Origin of the sequence: Nocardioides marmotae, from assembly GCF_013177455.1 — a bacterium.
Lineage (GTDB): Bacteria > Actinomycetota > Actinomycetes > Propionibacteriales > Nocardioidaceae > Nocardioides > Nocardioides marmotae.
In genome coordinates this window covers 3,143,965-3,168,879 of the sequence record NZ_CP053660.1, presented here as the reverse complement: position 1 = coordinate 3,168,879, position 24,915 = coordinate 3,143,965, and the positions used below count along the sequence as shown (strand labels likewise).

Genomic DNA, 24,915 nt, shown 5'->3' with positions numbered 1-24,915 from the left:
GCAGCCATGAAGGACCACCTGAGCAAGGCCGAGATCCGCAAGGACGCCGTGCAGGGTGCGGTCGAGGCGACCGCGACCACCATCGGCGAGGTGACCACGATCCTCACCCGTGCCGTGCGCGACGTCGCCGGCGCGCTCGGCGGGCTGGCCACCGAGGTCTTCGAGCTCCGCGACGCCGCCCGGCGTGCCTCGCAGGAGGCGGACGACCCCGCCGAGGAGCTCCCGGAGGGTTGATCAGCCGAAGGACATCTGGAAGGCGTTCATCCGGAACGACGCGATCGCGCGGCGGCCGGCGAGCCAGCCGAGCGGGCCGTCGGGGTCGAACTCCCAGGCGCCCCAGCACGGCATCGCCTTCGTCGTCCCCTGCAGGGTCGCGCGGCGATCCTCGTGGTCGGTGTCGGCGATGCCGGGCTGCCAGGTCTGGCCCTTGAACGGCACGCGGGGCGCGAGGCCGGCGGCGTCGGTGAACCGGGCGCTGGCGATCGGGCGGCGGTCCAGCGAGGCCGACCACTCCGTGCGGGCGAACGGGCCGCGGCGCTCGGACTCCAACGTGAAGTCGCACAGGTCCTTGGGGATCGCCCACAGCTCACGGCCGCCGGCGACGGAGGCGGGGGAGTCCACCCAGATGTCGGTGATGCTGACCCGGCGCCCGCGCGACCCGGGCACCTTGATCGGCCGGGCCACCAGCAGCTCGGAGTAGGTCAGCGGGCTCGGCTCCTCGTAGGAGACGAACGCGGCGCCGTACACGCCGGCCGGGCGCATCTCGTCGACCGCGGTCGGGACGCGGAAGAGGGAGACGAACAGCTGCCCGGTCATCGGCCAGGGCGCGGCCGGGTAGGCCGGCGCTCCGGGCGAGGGGGTGGTCGAGGAAGCGGCGGAGGGCTCGGTCACCCCCCGATCATCGCGTCAGTCCTCGGGGTCGTCCAGTCTCGCCAGCCACGTGGCGAGACGCTCCACGGCCGTCTCGAACTCCGGGTGGGTGTCGGTGAACACCTGCAGCTGCTCGGCGAGCCAGGCCAGGGTGACCTCCTCCTCGCCGCGGCGGCGCTCGAGCTCCTCGATGCCTCGATCGGTGAAGTACATCTCGTCTCCTCGTGTGCTGGTCCCCAGACGCGAGATGGCCCGCGTCCTGACGGACGGGGCCACCTCGCGTGCGTGTGTCGCGACCGGTCAGGCGAAGGCCTGCGCCAGCAGCTCCTTCTGCTCGGCCTGGTGCCGCTTGACCGTGCCGACGGCGGGCGAGGAGGACGCCGGGCGGGTCACCGGGACCACCTTCGCGTCGACCTCGGGCCACACGTTGAGCTGGTAGTGCGGCCACGGACCCATGTTGCGCGGCTCGTCCTGCACCCAGCGCACCTCCTTGAGGTGGGGGTAGCGGGCGATCTCGGCCTTGATGTCGTCGATCGGGCGCGGGTAGAGCTGCTCGACCCGGCCGATCGCGAAGCGCTCGCCCTGCTCCTGCTTGCCCCGCTCGACCATGAGGTCCCAGGTCACGCGACCCGAGCACAGCAGCAGCGTGTCGACCTTCTCGGGGTCCGCGGCGGCGTCGCCGACGAAGGGACGGAACGTCCCCTCGGTGAACTCCGAGGGCTGCGAGGCGGCCTCCTTGCGCTTGAGCATCGACTTCGGCGTGAAGACGATCAGCGGGCGGTGCCGCTCGCCGAGCGCGTGCTGGCGCAGCAGGTGGAAGTACGACGCCGGGCTGCTGGGCTGCGCGACGACGAACGCCTCGTCGGCGGCCATGGTCAGGAACCGCTCGATCCGCGCGGAGGAGTGGTCCGCGCCCTGGCCCTCGTAGCCGTGCGGCAGCAGCAGGACCACGCCGGACTGCTGGTTCCACTTGCTCTCGCCGGAGGTGATGAACTCGTCGATGACCGTCTGGGCGCCGTTGACGAAGTCACCGAACTGCGCCTCCCACAGCACCAGCGCCTCGGGGCGGGCCACCGAGTAGCCGTACTCGAAGCCGAGCGCGGCGTACTCCGAGAGCAGCGAGTCGTAGACGTGGAACTTCGCCTGGTCCTCGGTGAGTGAGCTCAGCGGGGTCCACTCATCGGCGTTGGTCCGGTCGATGATCGTCGCGAACCGCTGCACGAAGGTGCCGCGGCGCGAGTCCTGGCCGGCCAGGCGGACCGGCCGCCCGTCCATGAGGAGCGCACCGAAGGCGAGGATCTCGCCGGTGCCCCAGTCGATCGGGCCGTCGGTGATCGCCTGCGCCCGGCGCTGCAGCTGCGGCATCACCTTCGGGTGGACGGTGAAGCCGTCCGGCGGCGTGGTGTAGGCGTCCGAGATCCGCTTGAGGACCTCCGGGGAGATCGCGGTGCGCGCCTCGCCGGCCGGCTTGTCCGGGTAGTCCGGGACGGTCGTCCACTCCGAGGGCTGGGTGCTGGCCTCGCGCACCTCGGTGAAGACCCGCTCGAGCTGCTGCTGGTAGTCGCGCAGGACCTGCTCGGCCTCCTCCACCGTGATGTCGCCACGGCCGATGAGGGACTCGGTGTAGAGCTTGCGGACCGAGCGCTTCTGCTCGATGAGGTCGTACATCAGCGGCTGGGTGTACGACGGGTCGTCGCCCTCGTTGTGACCGCGGCGGCGGTAGCAGACGAGGTCGATGACGACGTCCTTGTTGAACGCCTGGCGGTACTCGAAGGCGAGCCGGGCGACGCGGATGCACGCCTCCGGGTCGTCGCCGTTGACGTGGAAGATCGGCGCCTGGACCATCCGCGCCACGTCGGTGGCGTAGAGGGAGGACCGCGAGGAGCCCGGCGAGGTGGTGAACCCGACCTGGTTGTTGACGATCAGGTGGATCGTGCCGCCGGTGCGGTAGCCGCGCAGCTGGGAGAGGTTCAGCGTCTCGGCGACGACGCCCTGGCCCGCGAACGCCGCGTCGCCGTGGACGAGCAGCGGCAGCACGGGGTAGTCGGCGCCCCGGTCGAGCACGTCCTGCTTGGCTCGGGCGATGCCCTCGAGCACCGGGTCGACCGCCTCGAGGTGGGAGGGGTTCGCCGCGACCGAGACCTTGATCCGGTCACCGGAGTCGGCCTCGAACTCGCCCTCGGCGCCGAGGTGGTACTTCACGTCGCCGGAGCCCTGGACGGTCCGCGGGTCGATGTTGCCCTCGAACTCCCGGAAGATCTGGGAGTACTTCTTGCCCACGATGTTGGCGAGCACGTTGAGGCGACCGCGGTGGGCCATGCCGATCGCGACCTCGTCGAGGTCGGCCTGGGCGGCGGCCTCGCAGATCTCGTCGATGACCGGGATCGTCGTCTCGCCGCCCTCGAGGGAGAAGCGCTTCTGGCCGACGAACTTGGTCTGCAGGAAGGTCTCGAAGGCCTCGGCCTGGTTGAGCTTCAGCAGGATCCGCAGCTGCTCCTCGCGCGGCGGCTTCTTGTGCGGCTGCTCGACGCGCTCCTGGATCCACTGGCGCTGCTCGGGATCCATGATGTGCATGTACTCGATGCCGGTGGTGCGGCAGTAGGAGTCACGCAGCGTGCCGAGGATGTGGCGCAGCTTCATGAAGCGCCGGCCCTCGCCACCGAAGGAGCCGGTGGGGAACTCGCGGTCGAGGTCCCACAGGGTCAGGCCGTGGGACTCGATGCGCAGGTCGGGGTGGCTGCGCTGGCGGTACTCCAGCGGGTCGGTGTCGGCCATCAGGTGGCCGCGCACGCGGTAGGCGTGGATCAGCTCGAGGATCCGGGCCTGCTTGTCGATCTCGTCGTCGTGGGAGGCCGAGACGTCGGCGTTCCAGCGGATCGGCTCGTAGGGGATCCGCAGCGAGCGGAAGATCTCGTCGTAGAACCCGTCCTGGCCCAGGAGGTACTTGGCGACCTGGCCGAGGAACTCACCCGACTGCGCGCCCTGGATGACGCGGTGGTCGTAGGTCGAGGTCATCGTCAGGATCCGGGAGATCGCGTTGCGCGCGATCGTCTCCTGCGAGGCGCCCTGGAACTCCGGCGGGTAGTCCATGGAGCCGACGCCGATGATGGCCGCCTGGCCCTTCATCAGGCGCGGGACGGAGTTGTTGGTCCCGAGCCCGCCGACGTTGGTGAGGCTGACGGTCGTGCCGGAGTAGTCCTCCATCGTCAGCTTGTTGTTCTTGGCCTTGCGGACGATGTCCTCATAGGCGGTCCAGAACTGCGCGAAGTCCATGGACTCGCAGCCCTTGATCGAGGGGGCGACCAGCTGGCGGCTGCCGTCGGCCTTGACCTGGTCGATGGCCAGGCCGAGGTTGATGTGCGGCGGGGTCACCATGGTCGGCTTGCCGTCGACCTCGTCGTAGGTGTTGTTCATCGCCGGCAGCGCCTTGATCGCCTTGATGATGGCGTAGCCGATGAGGTGGGTGAAGGAGACCTTGCCGCCACGCGCGCGCTCGAGGTGGCCGTTGATGACGATCCGGTTGTCCCACAGCAGCTTGACCGGGATGTTGCGCACCGACGTCGCGGTCGGGACCGACAGCGAGATGTCCATGTTCTTCGCCGTGGCCGCGGCGATGCCGCGCAGCACGGTGTACGACGGCTCGTCGGCGGCCTCGGTGCGGTCGGCGGGGCGCGACTCCTTGGGCGTGGGGGAGGAGGTGCCCTTGGCGGGCTCGGCCGCCTTGGTCTCCGGTCGCGGGGTGGCCTTGGGCTGGGCCTTCGCCGGGGCGGCCGGCTTGTCGGCGGCCTTCTTCTCGGCGGGCTTCTCAGCAGCCTTCGCAGCAGGCTTCTCAGCAGGCTTGGCGGGGGCCTTCGCCGCGGGCTTCTCGGCGGCCTTGCTCGAGCCGTTGCTCGAGCCGTTGCCCGACCCGGCGAAGTACTTCACCCACATCGGGTCGACGCTGCCGGGGTCCAACTTGTACTGCTCGTGCATCTCCTCGACGAGCCACTCATTGGCTCCGAAGTCTGCGGGTGGCTCCGAGCCGGAGGAACGTTCGGAGGACTGGTTGCCAGAGGACTGCGGCACGACTTGCTTCGCCTCTTCCCAAGTGAGCGCGCGGGGTGGGTGTGTCGGTGGCCAAGGCTAGTCCCCCGGGGAAGCAAATGCCCCGGTCAGGGTCGCCTATCGGGCACGGTATGACCGGATGCACACCGGCGTGGCTTCTCCGTCGGAGGGGGCCCGGGGCGAGCATGGGTCCGGTTCATCGACGTACGAGCTTCCAGGGAGTGGTCCAGGGATGTCCACCACCCTCCGCGGGACCGCGCCGCGCCGGGCCCGCCGGCCGCTGGCGAGGACCGCGGCGGCGCTCACCCTCAGCCTCGCCCTGTCCTGGGGCGCGACCGCGTGCTCCGGCGACGGCGACGAGCCCGCAGGCGACCGGACCGCCGGCCAGCGGCACACGACCGCGGCCCCGGCGCCCGAGGGCCCGCTGCCGACGACCACGACGATCGGCCGGGTGACCGGCCGGCTCGCCGCCGACCGGCGTCGGCCGCTGAAGCGCCAGGTCGCCCGCGTCGTGGACGGCTGGCTCGACGCGGCGTACGTCGGCGGGGACTTCCCGCGGGTGGGCGGGTTCCGCCAGGCGTTCCCCGGGTTCAGCAGCGGGGCGAAGGACGAGGCCCGGCGCGACCTGCGGCTGATGACGAACGTCGGGATCGCCGGACGGATCACCGGCGTCGACGTACGCCGGCGTGAGCTGCGGCTCGACGTGCTCGCGGTCCGCGGCCGTCCCGCCGGCGTGACGGCGCGGGTGCTCCTCGTCTTCGAGACCGAGGGCGACGTGCGCCGCCGCGACCGGGTCGCCGGACGGCTCTACCTGACCTGGCGCAACGGCGGGTGGCAGGTCTTCGGCTACGACGTCTCCCGGGGGAGGGCTCGATGACGGCTCCGTTCCGACCGTTCCGACCGTTCCGGCGCTCGGTGCGCGCCGGCGTCCTCGCGCTGGTGCTGGCGACCGCGGCGCTCGTCGTGCCCGACGCCGCCGTGCACCGCACCGACGTGCTGCTGGTCCAGGCCGACCGCGCCGAGGGCGTGGCGGTCCGCGACCGCGACGTGCTGTGGGTCCTCGCGGTCGGCTCCGACGCCCGGCCCGGCGAGAAGATGACCCGGGCGCGCGGCGACGCCATCCAGCTCGTCGGGCTCAACACCCGCACCGGCTCGGCCGTGGCCATCGGCATTCCCCGCGACTCCTGGGTGCCGATCCCCGGCCACGGCTACGGCCGGGTCAACTCGGCGCTCACCTACGGCGGTCCGGGCCTGATGGGCCGCACCGTCGGCAACCTCGTCGGCGTGCAGCCCGACTACGTCTTCGTGACGCGCTTCCCCTTCTTCGAGGACATGGTCGACGACATCGGCGGCATCCACGTGCGCAACCCGCGTGCGTTCTCCGATGAGAACCTCAAGCCGCTCGGGTTCGACCGTGGCCGGATCAAGCTCGACGGGTACGGCGCCATGGCCTTCGCCCGGATCCGCAAGACGCTCGCCGGGGGCGACTTCGACCGCTCGGCCAACCAGCAGCGCGTGCTGCGCGGCATCCAGCAGGCCGTGCGGGCCCGCGCCGACGAGCCGGGCTTCATCGAGCGTGGCGTGCTGAGCGTCCTGGAGCACATGCACACCGACCTGCCGCCGGGGGAGCTGTTCCGCCTCGGCCAGGCCCTCGCGCACGTCGACCCCGCGAAGGTGACCACCTGCGTGGTCGGCGGCTCCATCGGCAACGTGGACGGCGCCTCGATCGTCCGCCCCTTCGTCGCCCAGGCCCGCCGCTACGGCGCCGCGGCCCGCGACGACGCCTCCCTCCGCGGCTGCTGACGACCGCTCCCACCGACCGCCCACCGTCGAGGTGGCACCCGTGCAGGGTCGAGGTGGCACCCGTGCAGGGTCGAGGTGGCACCCGTGCAGGGTCGAGGTGGCGCCCGTGCAGGGTCGAGGTGGCCTCGCCTGCTCCTGACCCATGCAGGAGTGCCACTTCGGCGGTGCAGGACTGCCACTTCGGCGGTGCAGGAGTGCCACTTCGGCGGTGCAGGTGTGCCACGTCGGCGGGAAACGGCGACCGGGCCGGCCCCCTGGGAGGGGACCGGCCCGGTGCGGGTGGGTCAGGTGGTGCGGTGGAGCGGGTGGGTCAGCGGGGGAAGATGCGGCCCGAGGAGGACGCGAGGTCCAGGAGGCCGATGCCCGCGAGGTTGAGCTGGAGGCCGTGGACGCCGGTGCCGTGGTAGCTCTTCCCGAACAGCTTGCGGAAGCTCAGGAAGTTGTCGTCACCGAGGTCGTAGGACTCCCCGGCGCGGAGCCGGACGGGCTTGCCGTTGTGCGAGATCTGCAGGTACTTCGTGGTCACGGTCGGCTTGACCTGGGCGGACTTCGCCGTCCGCTTGAGGTTGACCAGCGAGGAGAGGCCCTTGACCTCGAGGCCGAGGATGGGAACGGTCACGGTGCCGAGGTCGGTGCCGATGAGCGCCTTGGCGGCCTTGCCCTTGCCGTACTTGCCCATGGTCTTGTAGGTCACGCCGGTGACGTTGACCAGGCCGCCGAGCAGCGAGTAGTTCGCCGCCTTCGTGGTCTGGACCTTGCCGTCGGTGCCGCCGCACGGGATCGAGCGCTGGCCCAGGTTGCCGACGTTCAGCAGCGGGACGTCGCCGAGGATGTTGGCGCCCGAGGCGGTGCCGCGGAAGACGCCCGCGGGGCCGGCCTTGGTGATCTGGGTGCGGGCCCGACCGAGCTGGAGGACGGTGTCGTTGCCGGTGGCGTTGATGAGGACCTTGAGCGCGTACGCCTCGGAGGTGCCCTGCTTGGCCGTCGCCTTGCCCGAGGAGGCGCCGAGGCCGATGCCGCCGAGGCCCGGGATCTCGATCATCTTGCCGGGGCCGAGGCTCGTGAGCAGGCCGATGACCTGGTTGACGATCTGGGAGATCGGCGCGGTGACCTGGTTGAGGATGTCGAGGAGGGCCGCCAGCGGGGTGCCGTCGACGACGGATCCCTCGTAGTCCAGCGAGATGCCCTTGAAGCCGAAGGACTCCTCGTGGCCGTAGCTCTTGCCGTCGTGGAAGGCGTCGGCGACCGACTGGAGGCCCTCGATCTTGAGCTTGGGCAGCTTGCCGAGGCCCGGCAGCTCGAGGCCGCCGATGGACACGTCGCCGACGGTGCTGACGCCGCGGACGCCGGTGCGGTTGCCCTGCTTGTAGGTCTGCGAGGTCTGCTTGGTCACCGACAGGTCGATGAGGCCCTCGGGCAGGACGCCGTCGGTGATCTCGTCGAGCGGGGCGAGGATCGAGCTCTTCTCGGCGACGCGACCGGCCATGGTCGTGCAGCGCTGCTGGGCGTAGCCGCCCTTGAGGGCCCGGAGCTCGACGCCCTCGAGCAGGAGCTTGGTGCCGAAGACGTCGGCCTTGTAGCCGAAGCCGGTCTTCTCCAGGCGGCCGGAGGAGGTGAGCTTCCCGGCGGGGGCGGAGACGACGGCCCGGGGGGCGGTCTCGGCCGTGGCGGTGGGGGTGACGACGAGGGCGCCGGCGAGGCCGGCCGCGCCGACCGCGGTGACCGCGATCGCCCTGCTCAGGGACTTGTTCACGCTTTCCTGCTTTCGTAGCTCGAGCCGCTCGACCCTCCCCGGCCGGGCGACGTCGGATCCTGGTGGCGGGACCGCGAGGGTCCGGAGCCGGGGGACCAGCCGGGGCCTGCCCTCCGAGAGGCGGCCCGGGGAAGCCACCTCTACGCCTGCAACGGGCACTCTGCACGTTCGTTACGTCGGTCACGCCCGGGGCGCGGACGTGTCTAGACCTCGCCGGCAGTCGATGGACGCGGCACGAGAGGGCCGGGAACGACGAACGGCCTCCCGGATCACCGGGAGGCCGTTCGGTCGAGGGCGCCTCCGGCAGGATTCGAACCTGCGACACCTGGTACCGGAAACCAGTGCTCTATCCCCTGAGCTACGGAGGCATGCGCTCCCAGACGTCCGGGAGTGCGGTGGAACCGTACCCGCCCCGGGCCGTGCGGGAGAAACCGACACCCGCGGATACGCTTGGAGGGTGACTCCCGCACAGCTCTCCACGACCATCGTCGCTGGCCTGACGGCCCTCGTCGAGCAGGGTGCGCTCACCCTGCCCGACGGCGTACCCGCGGAGGTCACCGTGGAGCGACCGCGACAGAAGGGGCACGGCGACTACGCCACCAACGTCGCGCTCCAGCTCGCCAAGAAGGCGGGCACCAACCCGCGCGCCCTCGGCGAGCTGCTCGCCGAGCAGCTGCGCGCCGCCGACGGCATCGCCGGCGTCGAGGTCGCGGGGCCTGGCTTCCTCAACATCAGCGTCGAGACCGGTGCCCAGGGGCAGGTCGCGGCGGAGATCGTCGCGGCGGGGGACTCCTACGGCCACACCGAGACACTCGCCGGGCAGCGGATCAACGTGGAGTTCATCTCCGCGAACCCGACCGGCCCGCTCCACCTCGGCCACACCCGCTGGGCGGTCCTCGGCGACGCGATCGGCCGCGTGCTCTCGGCCGCCGGCGCCGAGGTGACCCGCGAGTTCTACATCAACGACCGCGGCGTGCAGATGAACCACTTCGCCACCTCGATCATCGCGGCCGCGACCGGCCAGCCCACGCCGACCGACGGGTACGCCGGCGCCTACATCGAGGACCTCGCCCGCGCCGTCGGCGAGGCGCAGCCGGGGATCTTCGACCTGCCCGAGCCCGAGCGGCTCACGGCGGTCCGCGCCAAGGGCTACGAGCTGCAGCTGGCCGAGCAGCAGGCGCAGCTCGACGCGTTCCAGACCCACTTCGACGTGTGGTTCTCCGAGCAGTCCCTCCACGAGAGCGGCTCGGTCCCCGAGACCCTGCAGCGGCTCAAGGACCTCGGCCACGTCTACGAGGAGGGCGGTGCGCTCTGGATGCGCACCACCGACTTCGGCGACGACAAGGACCGCGTCCTGATCAAGTCCGACGGCGAGCTGACGTACTTCGCCTCCGACACCGCCTACTACCTCAACAAGCGGGCGCGGGGCTTCGACCACTGCATCTACCTGCTCGGCGCCGACCACCACGGCTACGTCGGCCGGCTCAAGGCGATGGCCGCGTGCGTCGGCGACGACCCGGAGAAGACGCTGGACGTGCTGATCGGCCAGCTGGTCAAGATCCTGCGCGACGGCGAGGAGCTGCGGCTCTCCAAGCGCGCCGGCACGATCGTGACCCTCCAGGAGCTGTCCGAGGAGATCGGCGTCGACGCGCTGCGCTACTCCCTGGCGCGCTACCCCGCGGACAGCCCGCTGACCCTCGACGTCGCCGAGATCACCCGGGCCTCCAACGACAACCCCGTCTACTACGTGCAGTACGCCCACGCCCGCACCTGCCGGATGATCGAGAACGCCACGGCCCTGGGGATGGCGCTGCCGGCCGACGGCGCGTTCGACCCCTCGCTGCTCGACCACGAGCGCGACGGCGCGCTGCTGCGGGCGCTCGCGGAGTTCCCCCGCGTCGTCGCCTCCGCCGCCGAGCTGCGCGAGCCGCACCGCGTCGCGCGCTACCTCGAGGCCGCCTCCTCGGTGTTCAACAAGTGGTACGACACCAAGGAGTGCCGCATGCTGCCGCAGGGCGACGAGCCGGTGCGCCCGGCCAACGAGGCGCGCCTGGTGCTGACCGTCGCGACCCGCACGGTCCTGGCCAACGGCCTGCGCCTGCTGGGCGTCTCCGCCCCCGAGCGCATGTGAGGACGAGGACCCGATGACGCACGAAGCAGGGTGGGCCCACGCCCCCGGGGCCTTCCGGGGCCCGTCGTGGCTGCGCCCGCCCGCCGACCCCAACGACCTGGTGCCGCAGCTGTGGTCGACCACGGCGCACAAGGACGACGCGGGGGTGCTGACCGTCGGGGGAGTGCCGCTGACCGACCTGGTCGCCGAGCACGGCTCGCCGGCGTACGTCCTGGACGAGGAGGACTTCCGCACCCGCGCCCGGGCCTTCCGCGACGCGTTCGCGGCCTACGAGGTCTACTACGCGGGCAAGGCGTTCCTCTCCACCGCGGTCGCGCGCTGGGTCGCGGAGGAGGGCCTCTCCCTCGACGTGTGCAGCGGCGGGGAGATGGCGGTCGCCGAGCGCGCCGGCTTCCCGATGGAGCGGGTCGGCTTCCACGGCAACAACAAGTCCGAGGCCGAGCTGCGCCGCGCCGTGCGCAACGGCGTGGGCCGGATCATCGTCGACTCCTTCACCGAGATCGAGCGGCTGGACCGGATCGCCGCCGAGGAGGGCGCGACCGCGCGGGTGATGGTGCGGGTGACCGCGGGCGTCGAGGCCCACACCCACGAGTACATCGCGACCGCGCACGAGGACCAGAAGTTCGGCTTCTCGATCACCTCCGGCGCCGCCCTCGAGGCGGTACGTCGCGTGGCGGCCGCCGGGGCGCTCGAGCTGCGGGGGCTGCACTCCCACATCGGCAGCCAGATCTTCGACTCCTCCGGCTTCGAGGTGGCCGCCCGGCGCGTGCTGGCCCTCCACGCGGCGGTCGCGCGGGAGCTCGGCACCGAGATGCCGGAGATGGACCTCGGCGGCGGCTTCGGGATCGCCTACACCACCCAGGACGACCCGGCCGACCCCGCGCGTCTGGCCACGGAGATGACCCAGATCGTGGAGCACGAGTGCCGCGCGCTGGGCCTCGCGCAGCCGGCGCTGTCGATCGAGCCGGGCCGCGCGATCGTCGGCCCCTCGATGTGCACGGTCTACGAGGTCGGCACGGTCAAGGCGGTCAGCCTCGACGGCGGCGCCTCGCGCGCCTACGTCTCGGTCGACGGCGGGATGAGCGACAACATCCGCACCGCCCTCTACGACGCCGACTACTCCTGCACCCTCGCCTCCCGGCGCTCCGACGCCGACCCGGTGCTCGGTCGCGTGGTCGGCAAGCACTGCGAGGCCGGCGACATCGTGGTCAAGGACGAGTTCCTGCCCGGCGACCTCGCGCCCGGCGACCTGTTGGCGGTCCCCGGGACCGGCGCCTACTGCCGCTCGATGGCCTCCAACTACAACCACCTGCTGCGTCCGCCGGTGATCGCGGTTCGGGACGGGGCGTCGCGCGTCCTCGTCCGGCGGGAGACTGAGGACGACCTGTTGGCAACTGACGTGGGTGATCTGTGATGGAGGGCGACAAGCGACCCGACAAGCTCCGGGTGGCGGTGCTCGGCTGCGGCTCGGTGGGTTCGCAGGTGGTGCGGCTGCTCCAGGAGCAGGCCGGCGACCTGGCGGCCCGGGTGGGCGTGCCGGTCGAGCTGGCCGGCGTCGCGGTGCGACGGCTGGACGCGCCGCGCGAGGTCGAGGTGCCGGCGGACCTGCTGACCACCGACGCGGTGGGCCTGGTCAGCCGCGACGACGTCGACCTGGTCGTGGAGGTGATCGGCGGCATCGAGCCCGCCCGCTCGCTCATCCTGACCGCGCTGGAGAACGGCGCGAGCGTCGTCTCGGCCAACAAGGCCCTGCTCGCCGAGGACGGTCCGACGCTGTTCGAGGCCGCCGAGAAGGCCGGCCGCGACCTCTACTACGAGGCCGCCGTCGCCGGCGCGATCCCGATCCTGCGGCCGCTGCGCGAGTCGCTGGCCGGTGACCGGGTCACCCGCGTGCTGGGCATCGTCAACGGCACCACCAACTTCATTCTCGACAAGATGGACACCTCGGGTGCCGGGTTCACCGAGGCCCTCGAGGAGGCCCAGGAGCTCGGGTACGCCGAGGCCGACCCGACCGCCGACGTGGAGGGCTTCGACGCCGCCGCGAAGGCCGCGATCCTCGCCTCGCTGGCCTTCCACTCCCGGGTGACCGCCTCCGACGTCTACCGCGAGGGCATCTCCGAGGTCACCGCCGCCGACGTGCAGTCGGCCCGCGACATGGGCGCGGTGGTCAAGCTGCTCGCGATCTGCGAGCTGCGCGAGGGCGAGGGCGGCGAGGAGGCCGTGGCCGTCCGCGTGCACCCCGCGATGATCCCGCGCTCCCACCCGCTCGCCTCGGTCCGCGAGGCCTACAACGCGGTGTTCGTGGAGTCCGAGGCCGCCGGCCAGCTGATGTTCTACGGTCCGGGCGCCGGCGGCTCGCCGACGGCCTCCGCGGTCCTCGGCGACCTGGTCACGGTGGCCCGCAACCGCCTCGCCGGCACCCGCGGCGCCGGGGAGTCGGCGTACGCCGACCGCGCCGTGCTGCCGATGGGGGAGACCCGGACGCGCTACCACGTGGCGATCGACGTCGACGACCGCGCCGGCGTGCTGGCCGCGGTGGCCACCGCCTTCGCCGAGCACGGCGTCTCGATCCAGACGGTCCGCCAGGAGGGCCGCGACGACGACGCCCAGCTGGTCGTCGTCTCCCACGAGTCGACCGACGCGCAGCTGAGCGCGACCGTCGCGCACCTGCGCGACATGGAGATCGTCCGCGAGGTCACCTCGATCATGCGGGTGGAAGGGGAGCACGAGTGAGCACGCGCACCGCCACGCACCAGTGGCGCGGGGTCATCGAGGAGTACCGCGACCTCCTGGAGATCCCCGCGGGCACGCCCGCGGTCACCCTCCGCGAGGGCGGCACGCCCCTGGTCCACTCCGCCTGGCTCTCCGGGATCACCGGGGCAGAGGTGTGGCTCAAGGTCGAGGGCAACAACCCGACCGGGTCCTTCAAGGACCGCGGCATGACCGCCGCGATCTCGGTCGCCAAGGCCGACGGCGCGCAGGCGGTCGTCTGCGCCTCGACCGGCAACACCTCGGCGTCGATGGCGGCGTACGCCGCGAAGGCCGGCCTCAAGCCGCTCGTGCTGGTCCCCGAGGGCAAGATCGCGGCCGGCAAGATGGCCCAGGCGATCATGCACGGCGGCCAGGTGATCATGGTCCGCGGCAACTTCGACGACTGCCTGGCCCTGGCCCGCCAGCTGGCCTGGGACTACCCGGTCGCGCTCGTGAACTCGGTCAACCCGGTGCGCCTGGAGGGGCAGAAGACCGCCGCCTTCGAGATCGTCGACTTCCTCGGCGACGCGCCCGACTACCACCTGCTGCCGGTGGGCAACGCCGGCAACATCGCGGCGTACTGGCTGGGCTACAACCAGTACGCCGACCTCGGCATGGCCACGAAGAAGCCGGTCATGCGCGGCTTCCAGGCCGAGGGCGCGGCGCCGCTGGTGACCGGGGAGCCGTTCCCGGACCCCGAGACCAAGGCGACCGCGATCCGGATCGGCAACCCCGCCTCGTGGAAGCTCGCCGAGGCCGCGCGCAACGAGTCCGACGGCCGGTTCGCCGCGGTCAGCGACGACGCGATCCTGGCCGCGCAGCGCGAGCTCGCCTGCCGCGACGGCGTCTTCGTCGAGCCGGCCTCCGCCGCCGGCGTCGCCGGTCTGCTCCAGGAGCTCGCGGCGGGGGAGTCCTACGCCGGCAGCACGGTCGCCATCACCGTCACCGGCCACGGGCTCAAGGACACCGCGACCGCGCTCGAGGGGTACGCCGCCAGCGGGCACAGCGTCGTCGACACCGTCATCGACGCGGACGTCAGCGCGGCGGCCGAGGCCGCCGGCCTGAGGTGACCCGGTTCGTCGGCGGGCCGGTGCGCGTGAGCGTCCCGGCCACCTCGGCCAACCTCGGCCCCGGCTTCGACAGCCTGGGCCTGGCCCTGGACCTGCGCGACGTGCTCGAGGGCGAGGTGCTCGCCGAGGGGCTCGTCGTCGAGGTGACCGGAGCCGGCGCGGAGGCGGTGCCGCTCGACGAGTCGCACCTGGTCGTCTGCGCGATGCGCACCGCCTTCGAGGCGCTCGGTGCCCAGCCGCCGGGGCTCCGCCTGCGCTGCGAGAACGTCGTGCCGCACGCCCGCGGCCTCGGCTCGTCCTCGGCGGCGATCGTCGGCGGCCTGGTGTTGGCCCGCGCGCTGGTCGCGGACGGCGCGGCCGTGCTCGACGACGCCGCCCTCTTCGAGCTGGCCGCCCGCATGGAGGGCCACCCCGACAACGTCTCGCCGGCGCTGCACGGCGGCTTCACCATCTCCGGGCACGACGACGACGGCTTCTGGACCGTCCGCTCGCCGGTCGACCCGCGGATCTCGGTCGTCGTCCTCGTCCCGCCGGACGGCGTCGCGACCGAGGTCGCCCGCGGGCTGCTGCCCGACCGGGTCCCGCACGCGGACGCGGCCGCGGACGCCGGGCGCACGGCTCTCCTGGTCGCGGCCCTCGCCGGCCGGCCCGAGCACCTGCTGCGCGCGACCCGCGACTACCTCCACCAGGACCAGCGCCGCCCCGCGATGCCGGCCTCGCTGGCGCTCGTCGACGCGCTGCGGACCGACGGCGTCCCGGCCGTCGTCTCCGGCGCCGGCCCCACGGTGCTCGCCTTCGTCGACGGTCCCGAGGCGCGCGACCGGCTGCTCGGCCGCTGCCCCGAGGGATGGGTCGCCCACGCGCTCGCGATCAGCGACGACGGCGCCCGGGTGGTCGGGTAGCGGCTCACCGACGCGCCCGCCGCGCCGATCCGGGCCGAGCGGCGGCGGGCCGTTCCCGCCGGTGATACATTGACGACGCGCCGTACACCAGGCGTGGCACCGCGATGTGACTCCCGGCCGACGCCGGAGCCGCAGGGTGCACCACTCCCTCTCGTTCGTCACGGAGATCCTCCGTGCACCGCCTCCGCCTCGCCTGCCGGCGAACGGGGCGTGAGCCGGGAGCCTTGACGAGCAGCCGGAAGGTCCGCGGTGAGCGGCCCCGGCACTGACGACGTGGGAAGGACCCCCTCACGTGACTGAGACGATCGAACCCTCCGCCTCGGGCGGACCGGCACGCAAGCGTGGCGGTGGGCTCAGCACGATGCTCATCGCCGACCTCCGCTCCATGGCGGGCGGGATGGGCATCGCCGATGCGGGCACGATGAAGAAGGCCCAGCTCGTCGAGGCGATCAAGGCCGCCCAGACCGGTGGGCGCCCTGCCCCGGCGCGGGCCGCCGAGCCGGAGACCACGCAGGTGGCGCCGCCGGTCGCGGACGACGCGCCGGTGGAGCGTACGACGCGTCGCCGCGCCGCGAAGCGGGCCCAGGGCGCGCCCGAGGCGGCCGCCGAGCAGCCCGCCGAGCAGCCCGCCCAGCAGCCCGCCCAGCAGCCGGAGCGGCAGGACCGGCCGGCACAGGTCGCCGCCGAGGCGCAGCCCGAGCTGCCGGTCGCGCAGGCCGAGCCGGCCGCGCAGTCCGAGCAGTCCGAGCGGACCGCTGCCCAGGACGGCGAGCGCCGTCGGGAGCGCAACCAGGACCGCCAGCAGGACCGCCAGCAGCGCCAGGGCCGCAACCGCCAGGACGGCCAGCAGGACAAGCAGGACGGCTCCAAGCAGGACGGCCAGAAGCAGCAGCAGGACAAGCAGCAGGACGGCCAGAAGCAGAACCGCGACCGCGACCGCGACCGCGAGCGGGAGCAGAACCGCGAGCGTGACCGTGAGCAGAACCGCGAGCGTGACCGCGAGCAGAACCGCGAGCGGGAGCAGAACCGCGAGCGCGAGCGGGAGCAGAACCGCGAGCGCGAGCGCGAGCGGGACCGCGACCGCGACCAGAACCGGGACCGCGACCAGCACGACGACGACCTCGACGGCTCCGGCCGCAGCCGCCGTCGCCGCGGCCGGGACCGCGACCGCCCCCGCGGCCAGCGCAACGAGCCCGACACCACGATCCTCGAGGACGACGTCCTCGTGCCGGCGGCGGGCATCCTCGACGTCCTCGACAACTACGCGTTCGTGCGGACCAGCGGCTACCTGCCCGGCCCCGACGACGTCTACCTGTCGCTGTCGATGGTGCGGAAGTTCGGCCTGCGGCGCGGCGACGCGATCGTCGGCCAGGTGCGCCAGCCCCGCGAGGGGGAGCGCCGCGAGAAGTTCAACCCGATGGTGCGGGTCGACAGCGTCAACGGCGCCGACCCCGAGGTCGGGAAGAACCGCGTCGAGTTCGCCAAGCTCACCCCGGTCCACCCGACCGAGCGGCTGCGCATGGAGACCGGCTCGGGGAACATGACCGGCCGGGTCATCGACCTCGTCGCGCCGATCGGCAAGGGCCAGCGCGGCCTGGTCGTCTCGCCCTCGAAGGCCGGCAAGACGATGGCGCTCCAGTCGATCGCGAGCTCGATCACCACCAACAACCCCGAGTGCCACCTGATGGTCGTGCTGGTCGACGAGCGGCCCGAGGAGGTCACCGACTTCGAGCGCTCGGTCAAGGGCGAGGTCATCGCCTCGACCTTCGACCGGCCGCCGGCCGACCACACGATGGTCGCGGAGCTGGCGATCGAGCGCGCCAAGCGCCTGGTCGAGCTCGGTCACGACGTGGTGGTGCTGCTCGACGGCCTCACCCGCCTGGGCCGCGCCTACAACCTCTCCGCCCCCGCGAGCGGCCGGATCCTCTCCGGAGGCGTCGACTCGGCCGCGCTCCACCCGCCCAAGCGTTTCTTCGGCGCGGCGCGCAACATCGAGAACGGCGGCTCGCTGACCATCCTCGCCACGGCGCTGGTCGAGAGCGGCTCGAAGACCGACGAGGTCATCTTCGAGGAGTTCACCGGCACCGGGAACATGGAGCTCCGCCTGCGGCGCGACCTCGCCGACCAGCGGCTCTTCCCGGCCATCGACGTCCTCGCGTCCGGCACGCGGCGCGAGGACCTGCTGCTCTCCTCCGAGGAGCTCGCGATCATCGCGAAGCTGCGCCGGGTGATGTCGAACGTCGAGAGCCCGGAGGCGCTGGAGCTGCTCCTGGAGCGGTTGCGGTCCTCGAAGACCAACATCGAGTTCCTCATGCAGGTGCAGCGGACCACGCCTGCTGCGAGCGCCGAGGGCTGAGCGGACACGTGATCCCGCGCCCCGCCCGGCGGTCGCCCCTCGATCTGGGCATCCACCGTCGGACGGGGCCCGGGACCCGTAGGCTGACCCAGCGCGGGTGGGGCAGACGCCGTCCGGCACCAGCAGATGACTCCCGGGGAGGGAACTGTGGCACGCATCCTGGTCGCTGACGACGACGTCGACATCCGGGAGCTGGTCGAGTTCAAGCTCTCGACCCTCGGGCACGACATCGTCGCGGTCGCCGACGGTGCCGCAGCCGTCGCGGCGTGCCAGGCCCAGCGGCCCGACCTCGCCGTGCTCGACGTGATGATGCCGGGCTTCTCCGGGCTCGACGCCATCCGCGTGATCCGCGCCGACCCGGCGTTGGCCGACCTGCCGGTGATCCTGCTGACCGCCCGCGCCCAGGAGTCCGACGTGGAGACCGGCTTCGACTCCGGCGCCGACGACTACATCACCAAGCCGTTCAGCCCGCGTGAGCTCGCCTCGCGGGTCGAGGCCCTCCTGGCGCGCGCGGTCTGAGCCCCGCCCCGCCACAGCGCATGACCCGCCACAGCGCATGACGACCTCGCAGCCCGGGCGACCGGACCCCACGAGCGTCGGCGGGCGCCCGGCGGCGCGGCTGCTCGCGCCGGTCCTGCTGCGGGTCGGGCTCCTCGTCGCCCTGACGGCGGCGATCTGCGTCGCCGGGGTGCTCGCCTCGACGCGCGCCCTGGACCACCTCACCAGCGAGCTGCTGCCCGCCGCGACCGCGAACGAGGACGTGCTCCAGGACCTCACCGACATGAACGCCGCGGTCGGGGCCTATGCCCGCAGCGGGGACCGGGAAGCGCTCGACGACTACGAGCAGGCGCTCCGCCGGCTCCCCGGCCACGCGCAGCGGGTGCGCGAGTTCGCGCGCGACGACGCCGACCTCGAGCTGCTGGTCACCCGGCAGCAGGAAGCCCTGGACGCCTGGGTGACGCGGTACGCCGACCCGCGGGTCGCGGCGCCCGCCGGCCCGGGGACGTTCGACCGGCAGCGCTACCAGCGGGGCCAGCGGCTCTTCGACGAGGTCCAGGAGGCCCACCAGGCCACCCACGAGGAGTTCGACCGCCGGCAGCGCGAGGCGAGCTCGGACGCGGAGTGGCGCTTCCGGTCGACCATCGTGGCCGTCGTCGTGCTGGCGCTCATCGGGTGGTTCCTGCTCGGCCGGTCCCGCCGCCGGCTGGACCGCGAGCTCTCCGCGCCGCTGCGCGCGATCGAGGCGACCGTCCAGCGGCTCGCCCGCTCCGAGTCCGACGTCCGCGCCGAGGTCGCCGGGCCCCGGGAGGTGCGGGCGGTCGCGGTCGCGCTCAACGAGCTCATCGAGCAGCAGTCCCGCGCGCGGGCCGTCGAGTCCCGCATCCAGGCCGAGCTGCGCGCCCTCGACACCGCGCGCGACGACTTCGTCTCGAACGTCTCCCACGAGCTGCGCACCCCGCTCACCACGATCAGCGGCTACCTCGAGCTGGTCGCCGAGGAGTTCGAGGGCGACATGGCCCCGCGCCACGAGCGGATGCTGGTCGCCACGCGCCGCAACGTCGGTCGGCTCCGCGCGCTGATCGACGACCTGCTCATGCTCTCCAAGGCCGAGAACCGCGGCACCGACCTCGAGCAGGTCGACCTCGACCAGGTCGTGCGCGACGCCGCGACCGACGTACGGATCGCCGCCGCCCGCCGGGGGATCGCGGTGACCGTGACGGCGCCGGGTCGGCCGCTGCCGGTGCTCGGCGATCGCGCCATGCTCAACCGCGCCCTGCTCAACGTGCTCAGCAACGCGGTGAAGTTCAGCCGCGACGGCGCGCCGGTCGAGGTCGAGATCACCGAGGCGACGGGGCAGGTGCGCGTCGCGGTCCGCGACCACGGCATCGGCATCCCCGCCGGCGAGCTCGACCGCCTCGGGACCCGCTTCTTCCGCGCGACGAACGCCGTCCGCGACGAGATCGCCGGCACCGGCCTGGGCGTGCGGATCGTCCAGACGATCATCGACAAGCACTCCGGGCAGGTCCTCATCGACTCCGAGGAGGGCGTCGGCACGACGGTGACCCTCTCCCTGCCCCTCCTCGGCGACCCGGTGCCCCCGGCGACCCCGGCGCCGGAGTCATCGACGACCCAGGAGCCGACCCCGCAGGAGGTCTGAGCGGAGCCCGCGCCCGGGGAACAACCGCGATTGGGCCGGCGTTCTGACCGGTGGCACAATCTCGTGCTGGTTCCGGTTCACGTACCTGCCGCAGGGCGCGGCGGACGACCCGGCGACTGAGAGGACACCATGAAGAAGGACATCCACCCCGAGTACGTCGAGACCAAGGTGACCTGCACCTGCGGCGCCGAGTTCACGACCCGCAGCACCGTGACGTCCGGCCAGATCCGCTCCGACGTCTGCTCGCAGTGCCACCCGTTCTACACCGGCAAGCAGAAGATCCTCGACACCGGCGGCCGCGTCGCCCGCTTCGAGGCCCGCTACGCCAAGGCAGCCAAGAAGTAGCTGCCTCCGAGCGCCGGTCCCTGCCGTCATGGTGGGGGCCGGCGCTCGTCGCATGTCCGGGCCCGCCGGGGCCGGACCCTTTCCGTCGTACGTCAGCTCCCCAGGAGGCTCACCGGTGTTCGAGGCCGTCGAGGGCATGCTCGCCGAGCACGAAGGGCTCGAGCAGCAGCTCGCCGCGCCCGAGACCCACGCCGACGCCCGGCTGGCCAAGCGGCTCAACCAGCGCTACGCCCAGCTCTCGGCGGTCATCGGCGCCTGGCGCGACTGGCAGCGGCTCGGTGACGACCTCGGGGCCGCCCGCGAGCTGGCCGCCGAGGACCCCTCCTTCGCCGAGGAGGCCGAGGCGATCGCGCCGCGGCTGGCCGAGGCCGAGGAGCGGCTGCGGCGGCTCCTCGTGCCCCGCGACCCGGCCGACGACAAGGACGCGATCCTCGAGGTGAAGTCGGGGGAGGGCGGCGAGGAGTCGGCGCTGTTCGCCGGCGACCTGCTGCGCATGTACACCCGCTACGCCGAGGGGCGCGGCTGGAAGGTCGAGCTGCTCGACGCCACCGAGTCCGACCTCGGCGGCTACAAGTCGGTGACGGTGGCGGTCAAGGCCAAGGGGACCCCCGAGCCTGGCGAGGCGCCGTACGGCATGTTGAAGTTCGAGGGCGGCGTCCACCGCGTCCAGCGGGTCCCGGTCACCGAGTCGCAGGGCCGGGTGCACACCAGCGCCGCCGGGGTCCTGGTGCTGCCCGAGGCCGAGCAGGTCGACGTCACCATCGACGAGAACGACCTGCGCATCGACGTCTTCCGCTCCAGCGGGCCGGGCGGGCAGAGCGTGAACACCACCGACTCCGCCGTCCGGATCACCCACGTGCCCTCCGGCATCGTGGTGTCCTGCCAGAACGAGAAGAGCCAGCTGCAGAACAAGGAGCAGGCCATGCGGATCCTCCGCGCCCGGCTGCTCGCCGCCGCGCAGGAGGCCGCCGACGCCGAGGCGAGCGACGCCCGGCGCAGCCAGGTCCGCACCGTGGACCGCTCCGAGCGGATCCGCACCTACAACTACGCGGAGAACCGGATCTCCGACCACCGCACCGGCTACAAGGCCTACAACCTCGACCAGGTCCTCGACGGCGACCTCCAGCCGGTGCTGTCCTCCTGCCTCGACGCGGACCTCGCCGCGCGGCTCGAGGCGCTCGAGCAGTGAGCGCGCCGACCCCGCGCCGCGCGCTGCTCGCCGAGGCGACCGCGCGGCTGCGCGAGGCCGGCGTGGCCAGCCCCGAGCACGACGCCGCCGAGCTGCTCGCCCACGTGCTCGGCACGACCCGCGGGCGGCTGGTCCTCCTCGACGAGGTCGCCCCCGCCGCGGTGGAGGAGTACGCCGCGCTGGTCGCGCGCCGCGCGGCGCGCGAGCCGCTCCAGCACCTGACCGGGTCGGCGTGGTTCCGCCACGTCGAGCTGGCGGTCGGGCCCGGGGTGTTCGTGCCGCGGCCCGAGACCGAGCTGCTGGCCGGCTGGGCGATCGAGCGGGCGACCGCGGTGGCCGAGGCGGGCCGGACGCCGGTGGTGGTCGACCTGTGCACCGGCTCCGGCGCGATCGCCAAGGCGCTGGCCGACGAGGTCCCGCAGGCGCAGGTCCACGCCGTCGAGCTCGACGAGGCCGCCCACCGGTGGGCGGAGCGGAACCTGGCCGGCACGGGGGTCGACCTGCGCCAGGGCGACCTGGCCACGGCGTTCGACGACCTGGCCGGCGCGGTCGACGTGGTCGTGTGCAACCCGCCGTACATCCCGCTCGAGGCGTGGGAGTCGGTGGCGCCCGAGGCCCGCGACCACGACCCGCACCTCGCGCTGTTCTCCGGTGACGACGGGCTGGAGGCGATGCGGGTGCTCGAGCGCCGCGCGGCGCTGCTGCTGCGGCCCGGGGGAGAGGTCGGGGCCGAGCACGCCGACGTGCAGGGCACCTCCGCGCCGGCGGTCTTCACCGCCACCGGACGGTGGACCGAGGTCCGCGACCACCCCGACCTGGCAGGTCGGGCGCGCTTCGTGACGGCGCGACTGGCACGATGACCAGGTGAGCGAGCGCTACCCGACCGACACCGAGGAGGCCCGCGAGGCGGCCGTGGAGGCGGCGACCCTGGCGGTCCAGCGCGGCGAGCTCGTCGTGCTGCCGACCGACACCGTCTACGGCATCGCCGCGGACGCCTTCGACCCCGACGCCGTCCGCGACCTGCTCGACGCCAAGGGCCGCGGGCGCGACATGCCGCCCCCGGTCCTCATCAGCTCCCCGACCACGCTGGACGCCCTCGCGGTGCGCGTGCCGGGCTACGCCCGGGCGCTCGTCGAGCGGTTCTGGCCGGGGCCCCTCACGCTGGTGTGCCACCAGCAGACCTCCCTGCAGTGGGACCTCGGGGACACCCGCGGCACGGTCGCGGTGCGGATGCCCGACCACCCGGTCGCCCTCGAGGTGCTCGAGCGCACCGGCCCGCTGGCCGTCTCCTCGGCCAACCTCTCGGGGATGCCCGCCGCCACCGACGCCGAGCAGGCCGAGGAGATGCTCGGCGAGGAGGTCGCCGTCGTGGTCGACGCGGGGGAGTCGCCCGGTGGCGAGGCCTCCACGATCGTGGACTGCACCGGCGACCAGGGCCGGATCCTGCGCCGCGGGGCGCTCTCGCTCGAGGCGCTCAACGAGGTGCTCGAGCCGCTCGGCGCGACCCTGACCGACGAGGGCCAGGCGAGCGCCTAGTGCGGGAGTACCTCCTCGTCTTCCTCGTGGCCGCGACGGTCACCTACCTCCTCACCGTCGTGGCCCGCGAGATCGCGATCCGCACCGGCGCCGTCGCCGCCGTCCGCGACCGCGACGTGCACGACGAGCCGATCCCCTACCTCGGCGGGCTGGCGATGCTCGGCGGGCTGGTGGCGGCGTACCTCGTCGCGCGCGAGCTGCCGTTCCTCTCCCTCAGCGGGCCCTTCGTCTTCCGCGACGCCGGCATCGTGCTCATCGCGGGCGCGCTGATCTGCGCCGTGGGCGTGCTCGATGACATCTTCGAGCTCGACGCGCTCACCAAGCTCGGGGGACAGGTGCTCGCGTCCGGCTTCCTCATCGCGTTCGGGATCCAGTACGTCTTCTTCCCGCTCACCAACGGCGAGGTCTTCGCCATGGATGCCTCGCAGGCCGCGCTGCTGACCGGGTTCGTGGTGGTGGCGACGGTCAACGCGGTGAACTTCGTCGACGGCCTCGACGGGCTCGCGGCGGGCGTGGTCGGCATCGGCGCGATCGCCTTCTTCGTCTTCTGCTACCAGCTCACCCGGCTCAACGACGCCCCCCGTGCGACGACCGCGGCGCTGCTCAGCGTGGCGCTGGCGGGGGTGTGCGTGGGCTTCCTGATCCACAACTTCCACCCCGCCCGCCTGTTCATGGGCGACTCGGGCTCGATGCTCATCGGCCTGGTCCTCTCGGCGAGCGCGGTGACGCTGACCGGGCAGTTCTCGGGCACCGAGATCGCCCGCGGCGGCGACGGCACCCAGGCGAGCCTGCTGCCCACCCTGCTGCCGATCCTGCTGCCGGTCTCGATCCTGGTGGTGCCCCTGCTCGACCTGGTGCTGGCGGTCGTGCGCCGCACCCGCGCGGGCCGCTCGCCCTTCGCCCCCGACAAGCAGCACCTGCACCACCGGCTGCTCGAGATCGGGCACTCCCAGCGCCGCGCCGTCCTCATCATGTGGCTGTGGGCCGCCCTGATCGCCTTCGCCACCGTCAGCGCCAGCCTCTACACCGGCGTGTGGGTCTGGGTGTCGGTCGGGCTGCTCACCGCGGTCACCGTCGTGCTCACCTTCGTGCTCCCCGTGGTGCACAAGCCGAAGGTCCTGGAGGCACTCGATGAACCCTCCGCCGAGACCTTGTGATAGTTTTCACGAGCGGTCCGGAAGGGCCGTGACGACCGCATTCCCTCCCAGAACGGCCGCCGACATGACGACCGAGACCCTGCGCCGACCGCGCCGCACCACTGGTGCTGGACGTGGCTCAGGAGCGGCGGTCATCGGTGGTGCCGCGCTCGGTTCGCTGGCCCTCGGCGTGCTCGCCGCGGTGGTCGGTGCGCTGGTCGACGGTGCGCCGGCGGCGTACGGAGCTCTCGTGGGAGCCGTGCTGGCGGTCGCCGTGATGGTCTTCGGCTCCTCGACGGTGAACGTCGTCGCCGGGCTCATGCCCGGGGCGTCGTTGCTGTTCGCCCTGCTGACCTACGCCCTGCAGCTGCTCGTCGTCCTGGTGGCCCTCGCGGCCCTGGACGGCATCTCCGGACCGGGGGAGACCCTGTCCCGCGGATGGCTCGCGGGGACCCTGATCGGCACCGTCCTGGGGTGGCTCGTGGTGCAGGTGGTGCTGGCCTCGCGGGCCCGCATCCCCGCGTTCGACCTGCCCGACGAGGACGACCGAACCGGTGGTGAGGCGTGATCGCGCAGCCTGCTAAGGTCCGGACCGCAATGAGTCAGCAGGAGCCGCCCGATGCTCCCGAGGACACCCCTCAGGGCGACCCCTGGCAGGCATTCAGCCAGATCGTCGCGGGCGTGCTCCTCTACGGCGGAGCCGGCTGGCTGGCGGACCGCTGGCTGGGAACGTCGTACCTCGTGGCCATCGGGATCGTGATCGGTGCCGGCCTGAGCCTCTACGCGGTCATGAAGAAGTTCGGCCACGTGCCGCCGACAAGCCCGAAGAAGTGACGTACATGAAGGAGACACGGCGTTGATCGCTGGCAAC

The 24,915-nt window shown here is 72.7% G+C and carries 22 protein-coding genes and 1 tRNA gene; 18 read left to right on the top strand and 5 right to left on the bottom strand.

The genetic code is table 11. From position 1 onward, the window contains the following. Positions 1-6: 6 nt before the first annotated feature. Positions 7-234: a hypothetical protein gene (locus tag HPC71_RS15080; protein ID WP_154614944.1), complete on the top strand. Its 228-nt coding sequence runs from the start codon at positions 7-9 to the stop codon at positions 232-234. Here the strand turns inward: HPC71_RS15080 and HPC71_RS15075 are convergent, their stop codons facing one another. The 3 genes from HPC71_RS15075 to HPC71_RS15065 all read right to left on the bottom strand — a co-directional run bounded on the left by HPC71_RS15075 (position 235) and on the right by HPC71_RS15065 (position 4,935). After that, complete coding sequence (locus HPC71_RS15075; RefSeq protein ID WP_216656428.1) at positions 235-891, bottom strand: acetoacetate decarboxylase family protein; 657 nt, start codon at positions 889-891, stop codon at positions 235-237. 15 nt (positions 892-906) lie between these two features. Further along, a complete protein-coding gene (locus HPC71_RS15070) occupies positions 907-1,083 on the bottom strand; it encodes a DUF6104 family protein (protein WP_171896873.1) in 177 nt (58 codons plus the stop codon). An 87-nt stretch (positions 1,084-1,170) separates the two neighbouring features. Beyond that, on the bottom strand, positions 1,171-4,935 hold the full coding sequence (locus HPC71_RS15065; RefSeq protein WP_171896872.1) for a multifunctional oxoglutarate decarboxylase/oxoglutarate dehydrogenase thiamine pyrophosphate-binding subunit/dihydrolipoyllysine-residue succinyltransferase subunit: 3,765 nt from the start codon (positions 4,933-4,935) through the stop codon (positions 1,171-1,173). Positions 4,936-5,146: 211 nt separating this feature from the next. On the opposite strand from HPC71_RS15065, the gene HPC71_RS15060 reads away from it, so the two are divergent. Continuing rightward, positions 5,147-5,791 carry a hypothetical protein gene (locus tag HPC71_RS15060; RefSeq protein ID WP_154614945.1) on the top strand — a complete coding sequence of 215 codons (645 nt, stop codon included), beginning with the start codon at positions 5,147-5,149 and terminating at the stop codon, positions 5,789-5,791. Beyond that, positions 5,788-6,717, top strand: coding sequence for an LCP family protein (locus HPC71_RS15055; RefSeq protein WP_154614946.1), 930 nt, complete (start codon positions 5,788-5,790; stop codon positions 6,715-6,717). Before HPC71_RS15060 ends, HPC71_RS15055 begins: the two co-directional genes overlap by 4 nt. Before the next feature lie 310 nt (positions 6,718-7,027). Here the strand turns inward: HPC71_RS15055 and HPC71_RS15050 are convergent, their stop codons facing one another. Together HPC71_RS15050 and HPC71_RS15045 are read right to left on the bottom strand one after the other, a co-directional pair. Then, positions 7,028-8,470: a hypothetical protein gene (locus tag HPC71_RS15050; protein WP_154613160.1), complete on the bottom strand. Its 1,443-nt coding sequence runs from the start codon at positions 8,468-8,470 to the stop codon at positions 7,028-7,030. Positions 8,471-8,765: 295 nt separating this feature from the next. After that, a tRNA-Arg gene (locus tag HPC71_RS15045) sits at positions 8,766-8,838 on the bottom strand. Positions 8,839-8,927: 89 nt separating this feature from the next. On the opposite strand from HPC71_RS15045, the gene argS reads away from it, so the two are divergent. The 15 genes from argS to HPC71_RS14970 all read left to right on the top strand — a co-directional run bounded on the left by argS (position 8,928) and on the right by HPC71_RS14970 (position 24,878). Then, on the top strand, positions 8,928-10,601 hold the full coding sequence (gene argS, locus HPC71_RS15040; RefSeq protein WP_171896871.1) for an arginine--tRNA ligase: 1,674 nt from the start codon (positions 8,928-8,930) through the stop codon (positions 10,599-10,601). A 13-nt stretch (positions 10,602-10,614) separates the two neighbouring features. Next, positions 10,615-12,015, top strand: a complete 1,401-nt coding sequence (lysA, locus tag HPC71_RS15035) for a diaminopimelate decarboxylase (protein WP_154614947.1) — start codon at positions 10,615-10,617, stop codon at positions 12,013-12,015. Beyond that, positions 12,015-13,334, top strand: coding sequence for a homoserine dehydrogenase (locus HPC71_RS15030; RefSeq protein WP_154613158.1), 1,320 nt, complete (start codon positions 12,015-12,017; stop codon positions 13,332-13,334). Before lysA ends, HPC71_RS15030 begins: the two co-directional genes overlap by 1 nt. Continuing rightward, complete coding sequence (thrC, locus tag HPC71_RS15025) at positions 13,331-14,422, top strand: threonine synthase (RefSeq protein WP_171896870.1); 1,092 nt, start codon at positions 13,331-13,333, stop codon at positions 14,420-14,422. Before HPC71_RS15030 ends, thrC begins: the two co-directional genes overlap by 4 nt. Continuing rightward, positions 14,419-15,324 (top strand): homoserine kinase, encoded by a 906-nt coding sequence (gene thrB, locus HPC71_RS15020; protein WP_171896869.1) that lies wholly within the window; start codon positions 14,419-14,421, stop codon positions 15,322-15,324. Before thrC ends, thrB begins: the two co-directional genes overlap by 4 nt. A gap of 292 nt (positions 15,325-15,616) precedes the next feature. After that, positions 15,617-17,680 carry a transcription termination factor Rho gene (gene rho / locus HPC71_RS15015; protein ID WP_253943729.1) on the top strand — a complete coding sequence of 688 codons (2,064 nt, stop codon included), beginning with the start codon at positions 15,617-15,619 and terminating at the stop codon, positions 17,678-17,680. Between the two features lie 147 nt (positions 17,681-17,827). Beyond that, positions 17,828-18,199: a response regulator gene (locus HPC71_RS15010; protein WP_171896868.1), complete on the top strand. Its 372-nt coding sequence runs from the start codon at positions 17,828-17,830 to the stop codon at positions 18,197-18,199. Between the two features lie 37 nt (positions 18,200-18,236). Beyond that, positions 18,237-19,838, top strand: a complete 1,602-nt coding sequence (locus tag HPC71_RS15005; RefSeq protein ID WP_154614948.1) for an ATP-binding protein — start codon at positions 18,237-18,239, stop codon at positions 19,836-19,838. A 129-nt stretch (positions 19,839-19,967) separates the two neighbouring features. Then, positions 19,968-20,183, top strand: a complete 216-nt coding sequence (gene rpmE, locus HPC71_RS15000; protein WP_154613155.1) for a 50S ribosomal protein L31 — start codon at positions 19,968-19,970, stop codon at positions 20,181-20,183. Positions 20,184-20,298: 115 nt separating this feature from the next. Further along, on the top strand, positions 20,299-21,372 hold the full coding sequence (gene prfA, locus HPC71_RS14995) for a peptide chain release factor 1 (protein WP_171896867.1): 1,074 nt from the start codon (positions 20,299-20,301) through the stop codon (positions 21,370-21,372). Further along, entirely contained in the window at positions 21,369-22,232 is an 864-nt protein-coding gene (gene prmC / locus HPC71_RS14990; RefSeq protein WP_171896866.1) for a peptide chain release factor N(5)-glutamine methyltransferase, read from the top strand. Before prfA ends, prmC begins: the two co-directional genes overlap by 4 nt. A 4-nt stretch (positions 22,233-22,236) precedes the next feature. Continuing rightward, positions 22,237-22,908 (top strand): L-threonylcarbamoyladenylate synthase, encoded by a 672-nt coding sequence (locus tag HPC71_RS14985; RefSeq protein WP_171896865.1) that lies wholly within the window; start codon positions 22,237-22,239, stop codon positions 22,906-22,908. Further along, positions 22,908-24,065, top strand: a complete 1,158-nt coding sequence (locus HPC71_RS14980; protein ID WP_171896864.1) for a glycosyltransferase family 4 protein — start codon at positions 22,908-22,910, stop codon at positions 24,063-24,065. The genes HPC71_RS14985 and HPC71_RS14980 overlap by 1 nt, the downstream gene beginning before the upstream one ends. 64 nt (positions 24,066-24,129) lie before the next feature. Beyond that, on the top strand, positions 24,130-24,612 hold the full coding sequence (locus HPC71_RS14975) for a hypothetical protein (RefSeq protein WP_154614951.1): 483 nt from the start codon (positions 24,130-24,132) through the stop codon (positions 24,610-24,612). A gap of 29 nt (positions 24,613-24,641) precedes the next feature. Continuing rightward, the gene (locus tag HPC71_RS14970; protein WP_154613151.1) at positions 24,642-24,878 is read left to right on the top strand and encodes an AtpZ/AtpI family protein; all 237 of its coding nucleotides are present in this window, start codon (positions 24,642-24,644) and stop codon (positions 24,876-24,878) included. Positions 24,879-24,915: the final 37 nt, after the last annotated feature.

What these genes read in the sequence shown, in the direction of transcription:
- HPC71_RS15080 (WP_154614944.1), top strand. Translation starts at nt 7, where the DNA reads ATGAAGGACCACCTGAGCAAGGCCGAGATCCGCAAGGACGCCGTGCAG.
- HPC71_RS15070 (WP_171896873.1), bottom strand. Translation starts at nt 1,083, where the DNA reads ATGTACTTCACCGATCGAGGCATCGAGGAGCTCGAGCGCCGCCGCGGC.
- HPC71_RS15060 (WP_154614945.1), top strand. Translation starts at nt 5,147, where the DNA reads ATGTCCACCACCCTCCGCGGGACCGCGCCGCGCCGGGCCCGCCGGCCG.
- HPC71_RS15055 (WP_154614946.1), top strand. Translation starts at nt 5,788, where the DNA reads ATGACGGCTCCGTTCCGACCGTTCCGACCGTTCCGGCGCTCGGTGCGC.
- lysA (WP_154614947.1), top strand. Translation starts at nt 10,615, where the DNA reads ATGACGCACGAAGCAGGGTGGGCCCACGCCCCCGGGGCCTTCCGGGGC.
- HPC71_RS15030 (WP_154613158.1), top strand. Translation starts at nt 12,015, where the DNA reads ATGGAGGGCGACAAGCGACCCGACAAGCTCCGGGTGGCGGTGCTCGGC.
- HPC71_RS15005 (WP_154614948.1), top strand. Translation starts at nt 18,237, where the DNA reads ATGACGACCTCGCAGCCCGGGCGACCGGACCCCACGAGCGTCGGCGGG.
- rpmE (WP_154613155.1), top strand. Translation starts at nt 19,968, where the DNA reads ATGAAGAAGGACATCCACCCCGAGTACGTCGAGACCAAGGTGACCTGC.
- HPC71_RS14975 (WP_154614951.1), top strand. Translation starts at nt 24,130, where the DNA reads ATGACGACCGAGACCCTGCGCCGACCGCGCCGCACCACTGGTGCTGGA.
- HPC71_RS14970 (WP_154613151.1), top strand. Translation starts at nt 24,642, where the DNA reads ATGAGTCAGCAGGAGCCGCCCGATGCTCCCGAGGACACCCCTCAGGGC.